The organism is Bacillus sp. FSL L8-0199 (assembly GCF_038005705.1).
GTDB lineage: Bacteria > Bacillota > Bacilli > Bacillales > Bacillaceae_G > Bacillus_A > Bacillus_A cereus.
Genome location: NZ_JBBOTS010000001.1, coordinates 860,237 through 880,506 on the forward strand (window position 1 = coordinate 860,237; position 20,270 = coordinate 880,506).

Sequence of the window (20,270 nt, forward strand, 5' to 3'; positions counted from 1 at the left end):
GGAGAGAATGTAATGCTAAAAAAATGTTTATTCTTGATGTTGTTTATGCTTGCTTTAATACCAATATTCTCATTTCATGAAAAGATATTAGCAGACAAGGTGAATTCAAAAGCAGGAATTACTTTTTCAAATAGTTACGTTCCCACTACAATTATCGATTCATTGATACCGGATGGATCTAATTTAGTAATCGATACATCTGATGACCAGATAAATAAGAAGGAGCTACCGAAAACAGGTGGACAATCTTTTTATCTGTTTCAATATTTAGGTTTAAGTAGTATTATAGCGGCTTTTGTTATGTTACTAACACTAGCCAGAAGTAAAAATAGGAAAAATAGAAACGCAAGTTTTTATTTAAATAAATAGAACTATATAAATGGAGGCCAATTATGAAATTAACGAAATTAGCATTAGCAGGAGCAGTATCATTTTCAACGGTATTAGCAGCAGGAGCACCAGCATTTGCAGAAGAAGCTGCAACAATGAAATCAGTTACAGATGTTTCATTTACAGAAAGTGAAGAAATTACGAACCCAGTTAACCCACTTAATCCAGATGAAACAGTAGAATCGAAAGATCCTAATGATAAAGAGGATCCACACGAGCCAGGAACACAAGGTCCATTAAGTATTGATTATGTATCAAATTTCCATTTTGGCAAGCAAGTTATGTCAGGTAATGATCAAGTATATAACGCAAAACTTGATACATTGAAAGTAAAAGGTGCAACAGAATCAACAGAAGTACCAAACTACGTACAAGTAACAGATAACCGTGGAACAAACAAAGGATGGAAATTGACAGTAAAACAAAATGGTCAGTTTATAGCCGATGATAAAGATAAAGCAGTATTAGATGGTGCTGAACTGAAGTTAAGCAATCCAGTTGCAAAGTCTGCAACAAATCAGAAATATGCTCCAGAAGTAAAAGAAGTAACATTAAATCCAAACGGAGATACACAAGAAGTAGCAATTGCTGCAGCTGAAAAAGGTATGGGAACATGGGTAACTATGTATGGTGAAGATGCTAAAAAAGGAATAGAAAGTGTTACATTATCTGTACCAGGTTCAACTGCAAAAATAAAAGATGCGAAATACCAAACATCATTAACTTGGACTTTAGAAGATACACCACAATAATTCATCGCAAATAATCATGAAACGAAAAACGAGATAAAAGGGGATAAATTATATGAAATTAACGAAATTAGCATTAGCAGGAGCGGTATCATTTTCAACAGTATTAGCAGCAGGAGCACCAACGTTTGCAGCTGAAGATGGTGGAACACTAAACTCAAAAGCATTTATCAAATTTGAGAAAAATACTGAAATTGTAAATCCAGTTAGTCCACTAGATCCAAATGTTGAAGTAGAAACAAAAGATCCAAACGATCCAAAAGACCCACATGAGCCAGGAACACAAGGTCCATTAAGTATTGATTATGTATCAAACTTCCAATTTGAAAAACATAAAGCTTCTGGTAACAACGAAATTTACCACGCTAGTTTAGATTCAGTAACAAAAAAAGATACAACTGAGACAATGAAAGTACAAAACTACGTACAAGTAACGGATAACCGTGGTACAAACGCAGGATGGAAGTTATCAGTAACACAAAACGACCAATTTAAAACTGCAGAAGGCAGGGATTTAACAGGAGCAGCTTTAACGTTGAAAAATGGAACGTTACATTCAGCATCTGGAAGTGAGGCACCAAAAGCTGCACAAGATATTACGTTAACTCCAGGTCAAGCATCTGATGTTGTAACTGCGCAAGAAGAGCAAGGTATGGGAACATGGGTAAACACATTTGGTAAATCAGTAGAAGATGCGGAGAAGAGTGTGGAGCTAAGTGTTCCAGGTAAAACAAAGAAAGAACAAGCTGAGTACACAACTTCTCTAACTTGGGAATTAAAAGACGCACCTATGTAATATAACTTTGTAAAGATTAATCATATAGGGCATAGAAAGAGATAAGGATAGATTTAATATCTTTATCTCTTTCGTTTGTATATCAAATTATTGAATATGAGAGGAATATAGTATGAAATCTATTAAAAAAATATTGAGTAGTTTATTAGCCATTGTATTTATTTTAAATATTGCTAGTGTTACAATGCACGCAGCAGAAATGAAATTTGCGGTAACAGCAGTAATTCCAGAAAACCAAGTTGACAAGAATCAAACATATTTCGATTTAAAGATGGAACCAGGTAAAAAGCAAACAATTCAAGTGCAAATGAAAAATGATACGGATAAAGAGGTTATAGTAGAAACTCATGCGAATACAGCTATTACAAATAGCAATGGTATTACTGACTATAGCATGATTGATCCTCAATTAGACTCTACACTTAAAACCCCATTTTCTAAAATTGCTAAAGTACAAAAAGAAACAAAAATTCCAGCGAAAGGTAAAGTTACATTAGATGTGAGTATTGAAATGCCAGCTGAATCATTTGATGGTGTTATTTTAGGTGGATTGTATTTTAAAGAAAAAGAAGATGAAAAAGAAAAAGGAACATCTGATAATGTACAGATTGAAAACAAATATGCATACGCAATTGGTGTTGTCTTAAGAGAAACGGACGCCCAAGTAAAACCAGATATGAAATTAAATGAAGTAAAGCCAGGACAAGTGAATGCACGTAATGTAGTGACAGCAAATTTACAAAATATAAAACCAGCAATGTTAAAGAATTTAAGCGTAGACGCAAAGGTGTACACTGAAAAAGGTAAAGATATACTACATGAAACGAAAAAAGAAAATTTAAGAATGGCACCAAATTCTAACTTTGATTATGCAATTAGTTGGGACAATAAAGCTTTAGAGCCAGGAACATACCGTCTAGAAATGAAGGCAACGGATGGTGATCAGAAATGGGAGTGGACCAAGAAATTTACGATTGAAGGAAAAGAAGCACAGAAGTTAAATGATACAGCTGTAGAGGCCAAAAAGGATTATACTCTGTACTATATTATAGGTGGAATTTTATTACTTGTAACATTACTAGTTTTAGTATTCTTACTAGGAAGACGCTCTAAGAAAAAAGGTGACGAACAAGAATAGTAAACGACATATGTTGATTAAGTACTATTAAGAAGATGATAGCATGATACAAAACACTGTTAAGAAATAGTGTTTTGTATTTTTTTATAAAGTATTTGAAAGAAAGAGAATATTAGTCAGAATGGCAAATTTACAGATTCACAAGGTCGTGAATTGACGGGTGCGAAAAGTACGTTTCATAAATGAAGTGCCTTAAGAAATATATATGCAAATCTATATTTTATAAATATTACATGATTTTAGAAAGCGTGTATCATATACGGGTGTGAAAGAGAAGGGTATGTAAAGGGCAGTCAACAATATATGTTAGGTGAAACAGCTGTAGAAGTAGCTACGTCTATTTCAACGAATAACGAACCGACTGAAGTATTTTGGAATGATGAATCGAATGGTATCCGATTATTTGTTGAGCCTAGTCCGCTTATTAAAGTCGGACTAGAATATAAAGGAAAGTTAGAGTGGGTGTTAGCGGATACGCCGATGTAATGCGGTATTCACGCAAGAAAAATGCGTGAATACGAGAGGAATGTTCGGTGATATAAATGGAAGAATATAGTATAGTTACATTAAAGGCAAAATAAACTCGCGAGGACTAACAGCTTAATATATTGCCTTTTATTAGGGTGTATAGTCGTATTCAAGTATATACTAATTAATAACAATCAATATAAATAGAATTATTTGAAAGACAGTCAATTATTTTAAGACACGGTAAAAAATTGCTGTAATAAGTTATTAGTATTGCATTGTTAAAAGAGTAATTTAGGGTTGAGTTACTCCAATTGATAAAAATCCTATACTTTGTCAATATAGTGATTTTATCGTCCATTATTTGTTGTTATTTTGCGTTTGTTGTTTTTGCTTGGGCCTCCTTTAAGGAGGCCTTTTTTTATGGGAAACGGATGAAGTGCATCCTTACACATAATAAAGTCTCTTTAAAATTTCCATATGTTGGTGAATGTTTTAAAGAGGAATGTATTATCACTTACTGAAATACTCAGTTTTAATGTTTTTTTCCTTCAAAAACTCTTCAATTTCTTTTTGCTTCCTACCATTAACTTTCTCAAAGCGCTTTGTAAAAGAGAAATCAGTTTTGAATAAGTTACCATCTTGAGAGAGTTTGTCTAACTCTTGCTCTAGTTCTACTGAAAGTGCTGTAGATGATGAAATAAATTCATATATTTCTTTTGAAGGCTTTTTGTAATCATCGGGGATCGTATTGTTGCTAATAAAATTATGGAAGTTCGCGTCGTTTTGTTGTGCTAAATCTACTAGTTGTTTTAATTTCTCTTGGTCAGATTTCGTCTAACTCTCCGCTATAATTTAAATAATTTTTTATATTTTGTTTCATTTCGTCTTCACTAATAGTTTCATTTTTCTTTGAGGAACTAAATATATTTTCTGGAACTTTAATAGCAACATCTTTGATAGATTGTACATCATTTTTTTCCTTAGGCTGTACACTGTTTGAACAAGCTGATAGAAATAACATTGTAAGTAACATGAATGGGTATAAAATATAATTTTTCATCTTAATCTCCTTTTGCATTAGTGTCGTTGCAAAATAGCTACATTCCATTTCAAATACTTAACTAAAGCTACGTATAGATGTTTTATTATTTGATAACATATGACTGATATTAGTAAGCCGATGCAAAAAGCTATGAATACATTGTAAACATCGGAATAACTGATTTGGTGAAACCCTTTAAAGAATCCTAACCCTATTAATAATATAGGTGAAATAATTAATAACGGTGTAGCAATTATAAGTGCTAGAAGAAGCGGTAATAGAAAGAGTAATACGAAAAAGGCGATAATGATAAATATAAAGTTTAAAAGACTTAAGCTCATAACAGAAAACAGTGCTGTCATAATATTTTTTAGGCTGCGCCTATTGTCAGCGTTGCTTATTGCATATGAAACGTTAAGTTCTTTAGCGATAGTTTTAGGGTTTCCTAGTTTTTTAGAAATTTCCTCTTCAGATATTCCATCTTGTTTACCACTAATAAAATGAGTTTCGTACTCCGAGATAATATCCTCCTTTTCTAAATTAGGCATATTCTGCAGAGAGGAACTAAGTTGTTCCAAAAATTCATTTTTGTTCATAACAATCACTTTCCTTTATAGAATGATGAATTACAGTTGAGAATCTTATCTTCTTTCTAAACAGCACAATCTATATCTACCTTTTGAAGGGTATATATAAATCATAAAAAGGATTCCAAATAATGGTTATTCCATTATTTACAAATATATCATTTGCTATTATTCTTTGCAAGGTACTATAAAATTTTTAATAATGTAAACGGATGGAAATATTTTTGCGCATTTTTAGAAGAGATATAAAAATGTTATTTTAAGATAAACAAAAGGTTGTAAGCGTATTCTTTGAATTTTGTCAAAATAATGTCGAATTCATATTGTTGGAAAAATAATGCATTTGTAATATAATGATAAATGATACTTCACCACATTAATTAACTAGGTGAAATTAAAATCTTTATTACACAAATTATGAAACAAAGGAATGATTAGTTTGAGTACAGGTGTAAAAGCAAACGACGTGAAGACAAAAACAAAAGGAGCAGATCTTGTTGTTGATTGTTTAATTAAACAAGGTGTTACACATGTTTTCGGTATTCCAGGAGCAAAGATTGACTCTGTATTTGATGTATTGCAAGAAAGAGGACCAGAGTTAATTGTTTGTCGTCATGAACAAAATGCAGCATTTATGGCAGCTGCTATTGGTAGATTAACAGGGAAACCGGGCGTATGTCTTGTAACTTCAGGACCAGGGACATCAAATTTAGCGACAGGTCTTGTTACTGCGAATGCGGAGAGTGATCCCGTTGTTGCTTTAGCTGGTGCAGTACCGCGTACGGATCGATTAAAACGCACGCATCAATCTATGGATAATGCTGCACTATTCGAACCAATCACAAAATATAGCGTAGAAGTAGAGCATCCTGATAATGTGCCAGAAGCACTTAGTAATGCATTTCGAAGTGCGACTTCCACAAATCCGGGAGCTACTTTAGTAAGTCTTCCGCAAGACGTTATGACTGCGGAAACGACTGTAGAGTCTATCGGTGCGCTTTCTAAGCCACAGCTTGGAATCGCTCCCACAAATGATATTACATATGTAGTAGAAAAAATAAAATCAGCGAAATTACCAGTTATTTTACTCGGTATGAGAGCGAGCACAAATGAAGTGACGAAAGCCGTTCGTGAATTAATCGCGGATACAGAACTTCCTGTCGTTGAAACATATCAAGCGGCTGGTGCCATTTCACGTGAGTTAGAAGATCATTTCTTCGGCCGCGTTGGATTATTCCGTAACCAACCAGGTGATATTTTACTAGAAGAAGCAGACCTTGTTATTTCTATCGGTTATGATCCAATCGAGTATGATCCAAAGTTCTGGAATAAACTTGGCGACAGAACGATTATTCATCTTGACGACCATCAAGCAGATATCGACCATGATTACCAACCAGAGCGTGAATTAATTGGTGATATTGCCTTAACGGTAAATAGCATCGCGGAGAAATTACCGAAACTAGTATTAAGTACGAAATCAGAAGCGGTATTAGAACGATTACGTGCGAAATTATCAGAACAAGCAGAAGTTCCAAATCGTCCTGCAGAAGGTGTTACGCATCCACTTCAAGTGATTCGTACACTTCGTTCTTTAATTAGTGACGATACAACTGTTACATGTGACATCGGTTCCCATTCTATTTGGATGGCGAGATGTTTCCGTTCTTATGAACCACGTAGATTATTATTTAGTAACGGTATGCAAACGTTAGGTGTTGCACTTCCTTGGGCAATCGCAGCTACTTTAGTAGAACCAGGTAAAAAAGTAGTTTCCGTATCAGGTGACGGTGGTTTCTTATTCTCAGCGATGGAGTTAGAAACGGCGGTACGTTTAAATTCTCCAATCGTCCATCTTGTTTGGAGAGACGGCACATATGATATGGTTGCATTCCAACAAATGATGAAATACGGTAGAACATCAGCTACAGAGTTTGGTGATGTTGATCTTGTGAAATATGCGGAAAGTTTCGGAGCGTTAGGTCTTCGTGTTAACACGCCTGATGAATTAGAAGGGGTATTAAAAGAAGCATTAGCAGCAGATGGTCCTGTCATTATTGATATTCCAATTGACTATCGTGACAACATTAAATTAAGCGAAAAATTATTACCAAACCAATTAAACTAATGGAGGCAGATTTGAGATGACTGTTGCGCAATTAATTGATATTGATGCAAAAAAAACGAAAATGAGTAATGAAGTATATCAAACATCTACAATGCTTGCGCTATTAGATGGTATATATGATGGTGTGATTAGCTTTGAAGATTTGAAAAAACATGGTGATTTCGGCATCGGCACATTTGATCAATTAGACGGTGAAATGATTGCATTTGATAATGGATTTTATCATTTACGTTCAGACGGTTCAGCGGAAAAAGTAGAGCCAGAAGAAACAACGCCATTTGCAACTGTAACGTTTTTTGAAAAAGAAATGAGTTATACGGTAGAGCGTCCGATGAATCGTGAAGAAGTTGAAGCGTTATTACATGAATTAATGCCAAGTAAAAACTTATTTTACGCTATTCGAATGGACGGTACGTTCCGTGAAGTAAGAACGAGAACTGTTCCAAGACAAGAAAAACCGTATACACCACTCGTTGAAGTGACGAAATCGCAACCAATCTTTTCGTTTGAGAATACAGAAGGTACGCTTGCTGGATTTTGGACACCAGATTACGCACAAGGTATTGGAGTAGCTGGATTCCACTTACATTACATTGATGATGAAAGAAGCGGAGGCGGACATGTTTTCGACTATGTTGTAGAAAACTGCACGATCCAAATTTGTCAAAAAGCTCATATGCATTTAGCACTTCCAGAAACAGCAGATTTTATGGCGGCTGAATTATCAAGAGAAAATTTAGAGGATAATATTGCAACTGCGGAAGGTGCAGAGTAAGAGGGAAAGACTGTTCCATTTTGGAACAGTCTTCTTTTATTCGTAATGTTATTATTTATCGATAAATCGATATTTCTTGTCGAACCGTTGATATCGCTTATTTCTTTGAAACAAACGGATGCCCCTCATAATAAAAACGCCACGGATAATGTACAGCTTCTTCTGCATAGTCGATATTAATACGAGGTCCTGCTGTTATTTTATATTGTGATGATATGTGTTCTTCTTTTGGAACTAATTCAATATGTAACGTATCACTTTGTAACGATACACCGCGTTCTTTTAAAGTGATGCCAAGTGCACGGCATAGTTTGCCAGGACCGTTCGTTAAATTTTTGTACTGCGCTTTTGTAATTTCTGTCTTATTGTAGCGCGCTAGTTTTATTTCTTCTATTCCATCTACCGGCTCAAGAGCTCGAATGAGAACACCTTGCGGGGTGCCCACTGGCGCTGTAATAACGTTAAAGCAATGATACATACCGTAAATTAAATATACGTAAGCATGCCCTGGTGCACCAAACATAACTTCTGTGCGATCTGTCCGTCTGCCTCCGTAACTATGTGCGGCCTTATCATCTGGGCCTTTATATGCTTCTACTTCTACAATGATTCCGCTTCGCTTTATTCCGTCTACAATATGAACAAGTTTTTGCCCGAGTAATTTTTTTGCGACTTCTAACGTATCGCCTTCATAAAAGGAAGGAGGTGCCTGCATTGTACTATCTCCTTTACTAAGTGTATATGTATATAGTAAACCAAATTTTCAGTAGTAATTCTAACTCGTTCTATTTATCGGGTTTATTTCATAAATTATGGATAGAGTACAACAGCGAAGAGGGGGAGTGCGACATGATTTATCGCTTACTAGCTCTTAATATAGATGGGACACTACTATACAACAATGGAAAAATTGCAAAAGGATTAAGAGAAACAATTGAATTTGTGAAAAGAAAAGATGTATACGTTACGTTATTTACGAGTCGTAATTTTCAATCCGCTCATAAAGTAGCAAAGGCGTTAAAATTAGATTCTATATTAGTGACACATGGTGGTGCTTTCGTTTCAGCAACGTTAGATAAGCCGTACGTTCAAAGAAGATTGTCTGAAGAGAAGACTTTTAACATTGTGCAAGTGTTAGAGCACTTTGATTGTAACGTACGTATTTCTCATGAACGGTTTTCGATAGGAAATCGTGAGAGAAATACACCAAACTTAATTGCGCGCACTGTATTATCAAGCGCAGATCCGTTATTTTATCCAGTTCAATTTGTAGATTCGTTAGGTGATGCGCTTCGGGACCATCCCGTAGCGGCGCCAAAAATTGATGTTCTTTTCCAAAGTAAAGGTGAAAAAGAAAGAGGACTGAACACATTAAGAAAAGCATTCCAAGATGTAGAGTATGTTGAATGTGATTCAAAACGAATAGAAATTTTGCCGCAAAATGTATCAAAGTTACGTGGATTACAATTGCTTGGAGAGCATTTAAATATTTCGCTAAATGAAATGGTTGCGATTGGAGATAGTATGGAAGATTTAGAGGTTATTGAAAACGTGGGACTTGGGGTAGCGATGGGGAACTCGCCTGTAGAATTAAAGCAAGCAGCAGATTGGATTACACGTTCAAATAGCGAAAACGGTGTAGAGTATATGATTAAAGAGCATTTCCGTAAGCAATTCCCGCTTCCGTTTTTGAAGAATCATAAAAATACACCGAAACGATGAAAGAAAAACGTAGCTTTTTGGCTACGTTTTTTTGTTGAGCTTATTAAAAGGAATGGAAACGTTTTAAAATATGAATTGTGTATGAAATCTATACAATTCACTTGAATCCTTTAGAAAACTAATGTAAAGTGAATGATGTTGCCAAAATAGTTACACCACATGAAATATTCTTCAGATTAATTTTATTGGGCTCCCATACGTAAAAGTATTTCCGCATGACAGTTTAGTTCACGTATTATTTCAAAAATGAATTGTAGCAATCTTATTAAGTAGTTGTAGTGTTTTTTTGTTTTATTTAAATGGATTATTTTAAGTTAATGTGAGTAAGGTTTGGTACATATGATATGTACTTGTTTTTGTGGTTTTAGGAAGTTTAAAAGGGGGAATGAATTTCTTGAGGAAATCATTTAATCAAAAAATTAAAAAGTTAAGTAGTAGTTTAATAGTTGTATTACTAATATGTATGAATTTTTTAATCCACTTACCATTTAAAGCAGAGGCAGCTACAACAGAATTAAAAGGTTTAGGTGATGTATCTTATTACAACGCCATCATTTTTGGAGATCATAGTGCAACGAGTGCGGATATTGAAGGTGCGATGGCTGTTCAGAAAAATATGAACGCATCAAGTTATACAGTCGTAGCGGCTGCAACTGGAGCAAATAACTTAGCTGGAGCAACTTGGGTAGATGAAGGATATCCATCATTATTACTAGGCGGTCAATTTACGAAAGCGGGAGCAGGACAAGTAATTATTCAAGATGGAACAGTGGCGATGACAAAAGACGGTGACCCAGATGGCGCAATGAAAACATCATATGACCGTATCTCTTATAAAGAGCAAGCGGAGATTGATGCTAAGTTTAAAGAATTTAGAAAAGACGTTGATGGTGTAATCGGGGATGCAAGTAAACTACAGACTGATAAGCCAAAACCTAATATGAGCTTTGGCATCGGTGAAGATTTAAATAACCCTAATATTTATGTCTCTTCAGGCCAAACTGGAAAGAAAACATTTGATGTAAAAGACGTTTTTCTTCCGAATGTAGAGAATAAAGACTTTATTGTTATTTATTCAGATGCAGAAGAAGTGAGTTTTGGTGGCGGTGCAATTTTGTATGATACAAGAAATACTGGGATGGCGACGGATTTAATTAATACATCTCAAGCATACGATCCTAATTCATCTTTTACTGAGTTAGCTAGTAAGGTAATTTGGGTATTTCCTAATGCTACAAAGATAACAACTAAAGGTTATGGTGTAGTAGGTAGTGTGTTTGCACCTAATGCAGTTGTAGAAACAAAAGGTGGTTCTATTAATGGACAAGCCTATGTTGGAGGATTACACCAAAGAGATGGTTTTGAGGTTCATAACTTTAAATTTAACTGGCCAAAGTGGAATAAACCAGCAGCTGAAAAAGGACATTTACAAATTAAAAAAGTTGATGAAAAAGATGAAAATATTGTTTTAAAAGACGCAAAATTTGATGTTATAGACAAAGATAATAACGTTGTGGCTACTGTTACAACAAACGAAAAGGGTATTGCGGAAGTTAAAGATTTACCACTTGGTGACTATTTTGTAAAAGAAATAAATGCACCAGAAGGATATATAAAAGTTGATACACCAGTCAAAGTAACAATTGATAATACAAACGTAATTGAACTTGTTATGAAGAATACGAGAAAAGTAGAGAATGGCCAATTTAAATTATTGAAAAAAGATAGTGAATCTGGTCAACTTCTACCAGGTGCAAAATTTGATGTTATCGATAAAGATGGGAAAGTTGTGGAAACAATTGTTACAGATGATAAAGGTGAAGCCTTATCGAAACAACTTCCAGTTGGAAGCTATACATTAAAAGAAGTAGAAGCACCGAAAGGATATGAATTATCATCTAGTTCAGTTTCTGTTGATGTAGAGGCTAATAAAGTAGTGACTGTAGATGTGGTGAATAAAAAGATTCCCGAAAAAGTAACGGGTCAATTCGAAATCGTGAAAGTAGATGCGGAAGATAGAACGAAAGTATTATCAGATGCAGAATTTGAAGTGTATAAAGATGGTAAGAAAGTAGATACGTTACGAACAGATAAAACAGGTAAAGTAATTTCTCAGAAATTAGAGCCAGGAAAGTACACATTAAAAGAAACGAAAGCACCACAAGGATATAAGTTGTTAAAAGAAGAAATTGAAGTCGTTGTGGAAGCAGACAAAGTAGTAGAAGTACAAGTAAAAAACGCAAAAGAACTAGGAAGCTTACAAGTAATCAAAAAGGATGCAGAGAGTGGAAAAGTTCTAGCAGGTGCAGAATTTAAATTAAAGAACGAAGCTGGTCAAGTAGTTGGAGAAGCGAAAACAACGAATAAAGACGGTGTTGTGAAATTCGAAAACTTAGTGCCAGGAAAGTACACGTTAGAGGAAACGAAAGCGCCGGAAGGTTATAAAGCGCTAGAAGTGACAGTAGAAGTGAACGTTGTAGCGAACGAAGTAGTAAAACAAGAAGTCATGAATGAAAAAGTAATGGGTCAATTCGAAATCGTGAAAGTAGATGCGAATGATAAAATGAAATTGTTATCAGGTGCAGAATTCGAAGTGTATAAAGATGGTAAAAAGGTAGCAGAACTAAAAACAGATGAGAGTGGAAAAGTGATGTCACCGAAATTACCGCTAGGTGAATACACAGTGAAAGAAACGAAAGCACCAGCGGGCTACAAGCTTTCAAATAAAGAATGGAAAGTAACAATTCAAAACGAGAAAGAAGTAGTAAAAGTAGAGGCAGAAAACGAAAAAATCTTAGGTTCTCTACAAATTATTAAAATGGATGATAAAGATCAAACGAAACGCTTAGCAGGCGCACAATTTACATTGAAAGATGCGAAAGGAAATGTTGTAAAAGAAGGAATTACAACAGATAAGTCTGGAACGGTTAAAGTAGACGGACTTGTGCCAGGTGAATATACGTTAGAAGAAACAAAAGCACCAGAAGGTTATGAGTTAACAAAACAAATAATTCATGTAACAGTTGACGGTGAAAAAGTTGTTGATGTAAAAGTAACGAACAGTAAGAGCCTTGGTCAATTCGAAATTGTAAAAGTAGATGCGGAAGATAAAACGAAAGTATTATCAGATGCAGAATTCGAAGTGTATAAAGATGGTAAAAAAGTAGATACGTTACGAACAGATAAAACTGGTAAAGTAGTTTCACAGAAATTAGAGCCAGGAAAGTACACATTAAAAGAAACGAAAGCACCACAAGGATATAAGTTGTTAAAAGAAGAAACTGAAGTCGTTGTGGAAGCAAACAAAGTAGTAGAAGTACAAGTAGAAAACGCAAAAGAACTAGGAAGCTTACAAGTAATCAAAAAGGATTCGGAGAGTGGAAAAGTTCTAGCAGGTGCAGAATTTAAATTAAAGAACGAAGCTGGTCAAGTAGTTGGAGAAGCGAAAACAACGAATAAAGACGGTGTTGTGAAATTCGAAAACTTAGTGCCAGGAAAGTACACGTTAGAGGAAACGAAAGCGCCGGAAGGTTATAAAGCGTTAGAAGTAACAGTAGAAGTAAATGTTGTAGCAAATGAAGTAGTAAAACAAGAAGTTATGAATGAAAAAGTGAAAGAAGAAATTACAGGTCAATTAGAAATTACAAAGGTAGACGCTAATAATACAAATAAAATATTAGCAGGCGCAGTGTTTGAAATTTGGAAAGACGGAACAAAAATCGACACATTAACAACAAACAAGAGCGGTAAAGCGACTTCTAAGAAGTTAGAACCAGGAGATTACACTTTAAAAGAAATCCAAGCGCCAGAAGGATATACTTTATCCGATAAGGAAATAAAATTTACGATTTCTAATGAAAAAATTGAAGTTGTAAAGCTTCAAATTACAAATAAAAAAGATACAGAAAAAGGTCCGGAAAAACCAGGTGAAGGAACAGAAAAACCAGGTGAAGGAACAGAAAAACCAGGTGAAGGAACAGAAAAGCCGGGTGAAGGAACAGAAAAGCCGGGTGAAGGAACAGAGAAGCCAGGTGAAGGAACAGAGAAGCCAGGTGAAGGAACAGAAAAGCCAGGTGAAGGAACAGAGAAGCCAGGTGAAGGAACAGAAAAGCCGGGTGAGGGAGTAGAAAAACCTAATTTACCAGAAAAAGGACAAGGTTCTTCTAATAATCAACAACTTCCAGCTACAGGACACAATACGAATTACGTTCCATTCATCGGTTTTATGCTTCTGTTACTAGGAATACGTTTAAGATTCATGGCTAAAAATAGTTAAAAGATGTATAAAAGGCATCAGAGATTATACAATCTCTGATGCCTTTTAAGTGAATACAGATAAAATGAAAATATCTATATGGAATGATAAATATGTTAAGCTTCAATTACGCTAAGCATTCTGTTTATAAATGCAGCTGCGTGTGCACGTTGTGATGGTCCTTTTGGTACGAATTGATTAAATTCATTACCTTTTACAATTCCATATCCATACACTCTTTGTACTTCTTCTTTAGCGTAAATTAAGTTTTGGTCTACGAATGGTAGTTCAACTTGTTTTGCAAAAATACCAGCGTGTTTTAGAGAACGATCGATCATAATAACAGCTTCTTCGCGTGTAATTGTAGTATTTGGATCAAATGTATTATCACCACGTCCGCGGATTATGCCTGCGCTTGCTGCACGATTAATACCGTCTCTTAACGATGGGTGTACTTGTTCTAAGTCTGTGAAATTAGCATTTCCACTTGGCAATTGTAAAGCACGAGTAATTAACGTAGCAAATTCAGCACGCGTTACAAGACGTTCTGGGAAGTACTTGCCGTTCCCTTCTCCTTGCATAATGCCTCTAGCTGCTAATTGACGAATGTCTTGTTCATACCATCCACCTGTAATGTCATCAGTTACGGGATTTTTTTGATTTTCCTTATAGTATGTTTCAGTTCCTTTTAAGAAAGCATCCCATTGTCCGCGTTGAATCATAAACGCAGGGCAGTTTTTTCCTGACCAAAATTGGTGTTTTTGGACCTTATCTAGAGAAATATTTAAGTCGTTCATTAAATAAGCTGCCAATTTACGGGCATTTTCTACCGCTTTTTCATAGTTTCCATCTTGATTAACGGCAATTTCAATTCCGATAGATTCATAGTTTCCAGTTTTATTTCCAGCATGCCATCCAACTTCATTTACTGGAAGATGTTGATAAATTTCTTTATCATCTACTGTGAAATGCCAAGATGCGGCGCGATCAGCTGTTCCGCGTGCTTGATTATCTAAGAATTTTGCATGATTTAGAGCATTAGCACCCTTCGCTGTATTAGCCGTTTCGTGAATCGTAATATATTTAGGCACCATCGGGTAGCCAGGGCGAATATCGTCATTTCCTTTTGGGACAATCATTTCTTTAAATGTAACGCCATAAATATTGTTTGTTTGTAGAGCTTCTGGCGATCTCAATAAACTATTTTTAGCAGTACGACTGTTTTTTAATAATGAAGCTTTTGTACCTTCAAATGTAGCAGAAGGTGCATAAATCCATTTTGTTGTTTCATTTATTTGGACTTTAAACCAATTTCCAGCTTGTTCAGTAGGAGTTATGACTTGTGGCTGTAGTTTCCCTTCTTCTTTAAATGATTGGAACGGAAGGGCATGTATGGAAGCTTCTTCTTTTACGATTAATTTTTGATTAGATAGTTTATGAATCTCTTGAACTTCTAAGCTATTATCATTGTTATCTATCCATCCAGCGCCAGTTGGCGTCGTTATGTAATAAGCATTTCTTTTTTTCTTTGTCGCCGTTACGACTTGTTCTGTAATCTCGATATTCGATTTGTTTTTTAAATCATTCGCGGTATATAATGAATGTTTTTTTGAAGTGTATAGTAGGAACTGGCCAGTAACCTCGATATCTTCTTCATGAGTACTATGCTCATTAACATGCTCTTTAATACTTTTAAAAACTTGATCTTCCGTATATACTTCAGCGGATTTTTCAGCACTCTCTGCAAATGAATAAGTAGGTGCAAGAACAGTTTGTAATGCAAGAGAGAGAGTTAAAACACTATAAAATTTCTTTTTCATATTTTTTTTAACACATTAGATTATGGAATCTAGTGTTAACATTCCTCCTTTTTATATTGTATTTTCACTATGTATCGATTTTAGTACTAATAAATTTTAACAAGAGAAAATGATGATGTCTATATACATGAGCGATATTCATAAAAAGAATTATTTGAAAAAATGTAAGAGAAACAGGTAAAACCTTCTGTATTGACCTGTAAACGCCCTTCAAGTAAACTAAAGAGAGTTTGCAAATGAAAAGGTGATAATGTTGTTAATTTCAATTAAAACGTTACAAGATGATCGTTTTTTACGTCCGCTACAAAATATTGGCGGCTTATTTTTTGAAGATAGTACGATTGGATTTGAACAAGAGGAAGCGAATCTTATCGTTGATATACACATTGAGGATAATGTGAAAGCATCCGCTCGATTAACGGATGTTAGCACAGGAAATGTGTATGAAGAAACATTCTCGAAAGATTTATCTGCTTTCACAGATGAAAAAGAGCGTATGAAGCAAGTGAAGCACGTTGTTTCTTATGTATATCTTTCTGTTCTTCAGCAGTTAACTGGTATTGAACAAAGCTGGGGTATTTTAACGGGAGTACGTCCGACGAAACTTCTTCATAAAATGCTTCAAAATGGTATGTCAAAAGAAGAAGCGCATCAAGAGCTTCGTGAAAGTTATTTAATTCATGAAGAGAAAATTGAACTTCTTCAGCGCATTGTTGATTGCCAATTAGCAGTTGTTCCGGATTTATACCGTTTGAAAGAAGAAGTAAGTATTTATATCGGTATTCCGTTCTGCCCAACGAAATGTGCATATTGTACATTCCCGGCTTATGCGATTAATGGACGCCAAGGCTCTGTTGATTCGTTCTTGGGTGGTTTACATTATGAAGTTCGTGAAATTGGTAAGTTTTTAAAAGAAAAAGGTGTAAAAGTTACGACGATTTATTACGGCGGCGGTACACCTACAAGTATTACAGCAGAAGAGATGGATATGCTGTATGAAGAAATGTATGAAGCATTCCCAGATGTGAAAAATGTGCGTGAAGTAACAGTTGAGGCAGGTCGCCCAGATACGATCACGCCAGCAAAGCTAGAAGTGTTAAATAAATGGAATATTGACCGTATTAGTATTAATCCGCAGTCATACCATCAAGAGACACTAAAAGCAATTGGACGTCATCATACTGTAGAAGAAACAATTGAGAAATACCATTTAGCTCGTGAAATGGGAATGAACAATATTAATATGGACTTAATTATTGGTCTTCCTGGTGAAGGGTTAGATATCTTCAAACATACGTTAGATGAAACAGAAAAGTTAATGCCAGAATCATTAACAGTTCATACGTTATCATTTAAACGTGCTTCTGAAATGACGCAAAACAAACGTAAATATAAAGTAGCAGGTCGCGAAGAAATTACAGCGATGATGCACGAAGCAGAAGAGTGGACGCAAAAGCATAATTACGTACCATATTACCTATATCGTCAAAAGAATATTTTAGGTAACTTAGAGAATGTTGGTTATGCAATGCCGACGCAAGAAAGTATTTACAACATTGTCATTATGGAAGAAGTACAATCAATTATCGGACTTGGTTGTGGTGCATCAAGTAAATTTGTTCATCCGAAGACAGGAGCAATTACGCACTTCGCAAATCCGAAAGATCCAAAATCATATAACGATGGCTTCGTAAAATATACAGAAGATAAACTGAAAATTTTAGAAGAGCTATTTGCATAAGAAGAAAGAGGTTGTTCCGAGTTGGAACAACCTCTTTTTATCCTGCAGTAACGGGCGGTCCGATTATATCTTGTCAGTTTTTGTCGGTAAGTCGATATATTTGAAAAATCGCTGATATAATTCGAGTTGCGCTGATATATTTTGAAAATCGCTGATATATTTCAAGTTACGGTCGATATATCTGGAAAATCGCTGATATAATTTCATTTACCGTTTAGCGGCACCGTATGTAAAACTATGTCGATAATAATCAGAAAAATTAGTCAAATCATTAAAGGACAATGTCTACTTATGGACGAAATGATAGATTTATGAAAGAGAAAAGGGGGAAATTGTTGGCATGTACATGACGATAGGGAGAATTTTTGATTTATCAGTTGGTAAGTATCCGAATAAAGAGGCGTTAGTGGAACCTGAAAAGAATATTCGCTGGACGTATAAACAGTGGGATGAACAAATAAATAAAACGGCGCACGCTCTATTAGAAGAAGGGGTAAGAAAGGGAGATACTGTATCTGTTTACTTATATAATTGCCGTGAATTTGTAAACGTTTACTTAGCCTGTGCGAAAATTGGAGCGATCTTTAACCCGATTAATTTCCGCTTAAAAGCAAAAGAAGTATCTTATATTCTTCAGGACGCATCCTCGAAAGTCGTTGTCTTTGAAAAAGCAGTTGAGTCAACTGTTGCTATAATTGAAAGAGATTTTCCAAATACATCTTTTTGGTCTATAGAAAACGATAAACCTTCCTATGCAAGTTCCTACCATGAAAAAGTGAATGAAGCATCTTCTGAGAAAGTAAATATCGAAATTGATGAAATGGATTATTGTTCAATGCTTTATACGAGCGGTACGACAGGTCATCCGAAAGGCGTATTACATCGTCATCGTGAAATGACTGAGCATAGTATGATTTGTACGTATTTCCTTAAATATAATAGAGATAGTGTAGGGCTTGTTGTGGCGCCTTTATATCACTGTGGTGAATTAAATGCCGGAATCATACCACGCATTCAAGTTGGTGGAAAGAATGTTATTTTGCATCATTTTGATACAGAAACAGTATTACATACGATTCAAGAAGAAAAGATTACGACGTTCTTTGCAGCGCCGACGATGTGGAATATGTTGTTGCAAAAAGATTTAGCTCAGTATGATTTAACTTCGATGAAGATTGGTATATACGGCGGAGCAGCAATGGCACCGGCGTTAGTGAAGGAATGTAAAGAACGTCTTTATATTGATCTTGTTCAAATATACGGAATGACAGAAATGGGGCCAGTTGTTGCGTTTCTCGTAGAGGAGGATCAAATTACGAAAGCTGGTTCAGCAGGCACGCCATGCTTTAGCCATGAAGTTCGTATTGTGAAACCGAACGAGGATGCACCGGCAGAACCAGAGGATGTATTACCTCCTTATGAAGTGGGAGAAATTATTTTGCGCGGCCCAACTATGATGGCTGGCTATCATAATCGTGAAGAAGCGAATAAAAAATCGATGTATAAAGGATGGTATCATTCTGGTGATCTAGGCTATTTTGATAAAGACGGTTATTTATTCGTTGCTGATCGCGTTGATGATATGGTAATTAGCGGTGGCGTAAATATTTATCCTCGTGAAATTGAAGATTTCCTTCATAGTCATCCTGGTATATTAGATGTGGCGGTACTTGGTGAGCCAGACGAATTATGGGGAGAGCGTGTTGTGGCAGTTATTGTGAAGAAAGATGAAACAATAACAGAAGCTGATTTAGAAACGTATTGCAAAGAAAGTGATGAACTAGCAGATTATAAACGTCCGCGTCATTATTTATTTGTAGATGAACTCCCTCGTAATGCGAGCGGGAAGTTGCAGAAGTTTGTACTGAGGGAGTCGTTGAAAGGTGCGAAAAAATAGAAAATGAAGGATGCCCCATATCTATGGGGTATCCTTCATTTTTCTATATTAAACAGAAGAAACAATATCTTTGTTAATTCTCATTTCTTCTTGGTGAAGGTTAATTAGCGCATTTGAAATAAGGTGGAAAAACAAAGTGGATGTAATACAAAAAGAAAAGGCACCCTAAGGTGCCTCTCTTCGACTTGAACCATTTCATTTCATACGAATCTATCCGTATTACCATTACCCCTTTGTTATGAGTGTAAACACATACTATAAAGCAGAATCGTCTATATACACTAGATTGTTAGTTCACAAAAGACAAGAGATTTGAGATCAATATTGAAGTGACGCCACATCCCCTATAATAATTGATATGTTACGCCTTTTAAAAGAATCTGCTTTATAGAACGTGCCCACAAGTTATATTTTACTACATGTAATATTCATTTAGTGTATTTTTGATGAATATGTATAATTACATAAACTGTATGAAAAAAAGAGAGTATACTCTGATATTGTGTGATAAAGATAAAGCCCGCCTACGGAATAGGGGGCTTTTCTTACTTTTTATAAATATTTATTCCAATTATATTATCAGATGAGTCTAAACGAATATAAACGTCATCTGATAAAAGGTGTGCATTATATATTCTTTGTTTATATGTTGATATCTCGAAGCGTTTTCCATTTAATTCACATTCTAGAATAATCATATCGCCATGTTCTTTCCAATTTATTAATTTAGCAGTTGTATTCATATAAACCTCCTCTGAA

General features: G+C 35.2%; 15 protein-coding genes and 1 pseudogene. 11 read left to right on the top strand and 5 right to left on the bottom strand.

Translation table 11 applies throughout. The features are described from left to right. Positions 1 to 12: 12 nt before the first annotated feature. From NST86_RS04455 to NST86_RS04475, 5 genes are all read left to right on the top strand, one after another. The gene (locus tag NST86_RS04455; protein WP_016117256.1) at positions 13 to 369 is read left to right on the top strand and encodes an LPXTG cell wall anchor domain-containing protein; all 357 of its coding nucleotides are present in this window, start codon (positions 13 to 15) and stop codon (positions 367 to 369) included. Positions 370 to 392: 23 nt separating this feature from the next. Continuing rightward, entirely contained in the window at positions 393 to 1,142 is a 750-nt protein-coding gene (locus NST86_RS04460) for a WxL domain-containing protein (protein WP_016117257.1), read from the top strand. 52 nt (positions 1,143 to 1,194) lie between these two features. Further along, on the top strand, positions 1,195 to 1,935 hold the full coding sequence (locus tag NST86_RS04465; RefSeq protein WP_016117258.1) for a WxL domain-containing protein: 741 nt from the start codon (positions 1,195 to 1,197) through the stop codon (positions 1,933 to 1,935). 112 nt (positions 1,936 to 2,047) lie between these two features. Beyond that, positions 2,048 to 3,073, top strand: a complete 1,026-nt coding sequence (locus tag NST86_RS04470) for a DUF916 and DUF3324 domain-containing protein (protein WP_086424009.1) — start codon at positions 2,048 to 2,050, stop codon at positions 3,071 to 3,073. A gap of 303 nt (positions 3,074 to 3,376) precedes the next feature. Next, positions 3,377 to 3,559, top strand: coding sequence for a hypothetical protein (locus tag NST86_RS04475; protein ID WP_061664765.1), 183 nt, complete (start codon positions 3,377 to 3,379; stop codon positions 3,557 to 3,559). A gap of 495 nt (positions 3,560 to 4,054) precedes the next feature. Here the strand turns inward: NST86_RS04475 and NST86_RS04480 are convergent. Both NST86_RS04480 and NST86_RS04485 read right to left on the bottom strand, forming a co-directional pair. After that, a pseudogene (locus NST86_RS04480) lies at positions 4,055 to 4,604 on the bottom strand (NDxxF motif lipoprotein). 17 nt (positions 4,605 to 4,621) lie between these two features. Then, on the bottom strand, positions 4,622 to 5,182 hold the full coding sequence (locus NST86_RS04485) for an HAAS signaling domain-containing protein (protein WP_016117262.1): 561 nt from the start codon (positions 5,180 to 5,182) through the stop codon (positions 4,622 to 4,624). 430 nt (positions 5,183 to 5,612) lie between these two features. On the opposite strand from NST86_RS04485, the gene alsS reads away from it, so the two are divergent. Then, complete coding sequence (alsS, locus tag NST86_RS04490; protein WP_000103530.1) at positions 5,613 to 7,301, top strand: acetolactate synthase AlsS; 1,689 nt, start codon at positions 5,613 to 5,615, stop codon at positions 7,299 to 7,301. Between the two features lie 16 nt (positions 7,302 to 7,317). Further along, positions 7,318 to 8,076 carry an alpha-acetolactate decarboxylase gene (gene alsD, locus NST86_RS04495; protein ID WP_000215008.1) on the top strand — a complete coding sequence of 253 codons (759 nt, stop codon included), beginning with the start codon at positions 7,318 to 7,320 and terminating at the stop codon, positions 8,074 to 8,076. 97 nt (positions 8,077 to 8,173) lie between these two features. Here the strand turns inward: alsD and NST86_RS04500 are convergent, their stop codons facing one another. Beyond that, complete coding sequence (locus NST86_RS04500) at positions 8,174 to 8,791, bottom strand: DNA-3-methyladenine glycosylase (RefSeq protein ID WP_001148797.1); 618 nt, start codon at positions 8,789 to 8,791, stop codon at positions 8,174 to 8,176. Positions 8,792 to 8,925: 134 nt separating this feature from the next. On the opposite strand from NST86_RS04500, the gene NST86_RS04505 reads away from it, so the two are divergent. Continuing rightward, positions 8,926 to 9,798, top strand: a complete 873-nt coding sequence (locus NST86_RS04505; protein WP_000640420.1) for a Cof-type HAD-IIB family hydrolase — start codon at positions 8,926 to 8,928, stop codon at positions 9,796 to 9,798. A gap of 394 nt (positions 9,799 to 10,192) precedes the next feature. Continuing rightward, positions 10,193 to 14,074 carry a SpaA isopeptide-forming pilin-related protein gene (locus tag NST86_RS04510; RefSeq protein WP_340933218.1) on the top strand — a complete coding sequence of 1,294 codons (3,882 nt, stop codon included), beginning with the start codon at positions 10,193 to 10,195 and terminating at the stop codon, positions 14,072 to 14,074. Positions 14,075 to 14,169: 95 nt separating this feature from the next. Here the strand turns inward: NST86_RS04510 and NST86_RS04515 are convergent, their stop codons facing one another. Continuing rightward, positions 14,170 to 15,873, bottom strand: coding sequence for an S-layer homology domain-containing protein (locus NST86_RS04515; protein WP_227593431.1), 1,704 nt, complete (start codon positions 15,871 to 15,873; stop codon positions 14,170 to 14,172). A gap of 250 nt (positions 15,874 to 16,123) precedes the next feature. Here NST86_RS04515 and NST86_RS04520 point away from each other — a divergent pair, with 250 nt between their 5' ends. Both NST86_RS04520 and NST86_RS04525 read left to right on the top strand, forming a co-directional pair. Further along, the gene (locus tag NST86_RS04520; RefSeq protein WP_001999181.1) at positions 16,124 to 17,614 is read left to right on the top strand and encodes a coproporphyrinogen III oxidase; all 1,491 of its coding nucleotides are present in this window, start codon (positions 16,124 to 16,126) and stop codon (positions 17,612 to 17,614) included. A 340-nt stretch (positions 17,615 to 17,954) separates the two neighbouring features. Next, positions 17,955 to 19,511 (top strand): fatty acid--CoA ligase, encoded by a 1,557-nt coding sequence (locus NST86_RS04525; protein ID WP_061664295.1) that lies wholly within the window; start codon positions 17,955 to 17,957, stop codon positions 19,509 to 19,511. 545 nt (positions 19,512 to 20,056) lie between these two features. On the opposite strand, the gene NST86_RS04530 is transcribed toward NST86_RS04525, so the two are convergent. Beyond that, the gene (locus tag NST86_RS04530; RefSeq protein WP_001098260.1) at positions 20,057 to 20,254 is read right to left on the bottom strand and encodes a hypothetical protein; all 198 of its coding nucleotides are present in this window, start codon (positions 20,252 to 20,254) and stop codon (positions 20,057 to 20,059) included. Positions 20,255 to 20,270: the final 16 nt, after the last annotated feature.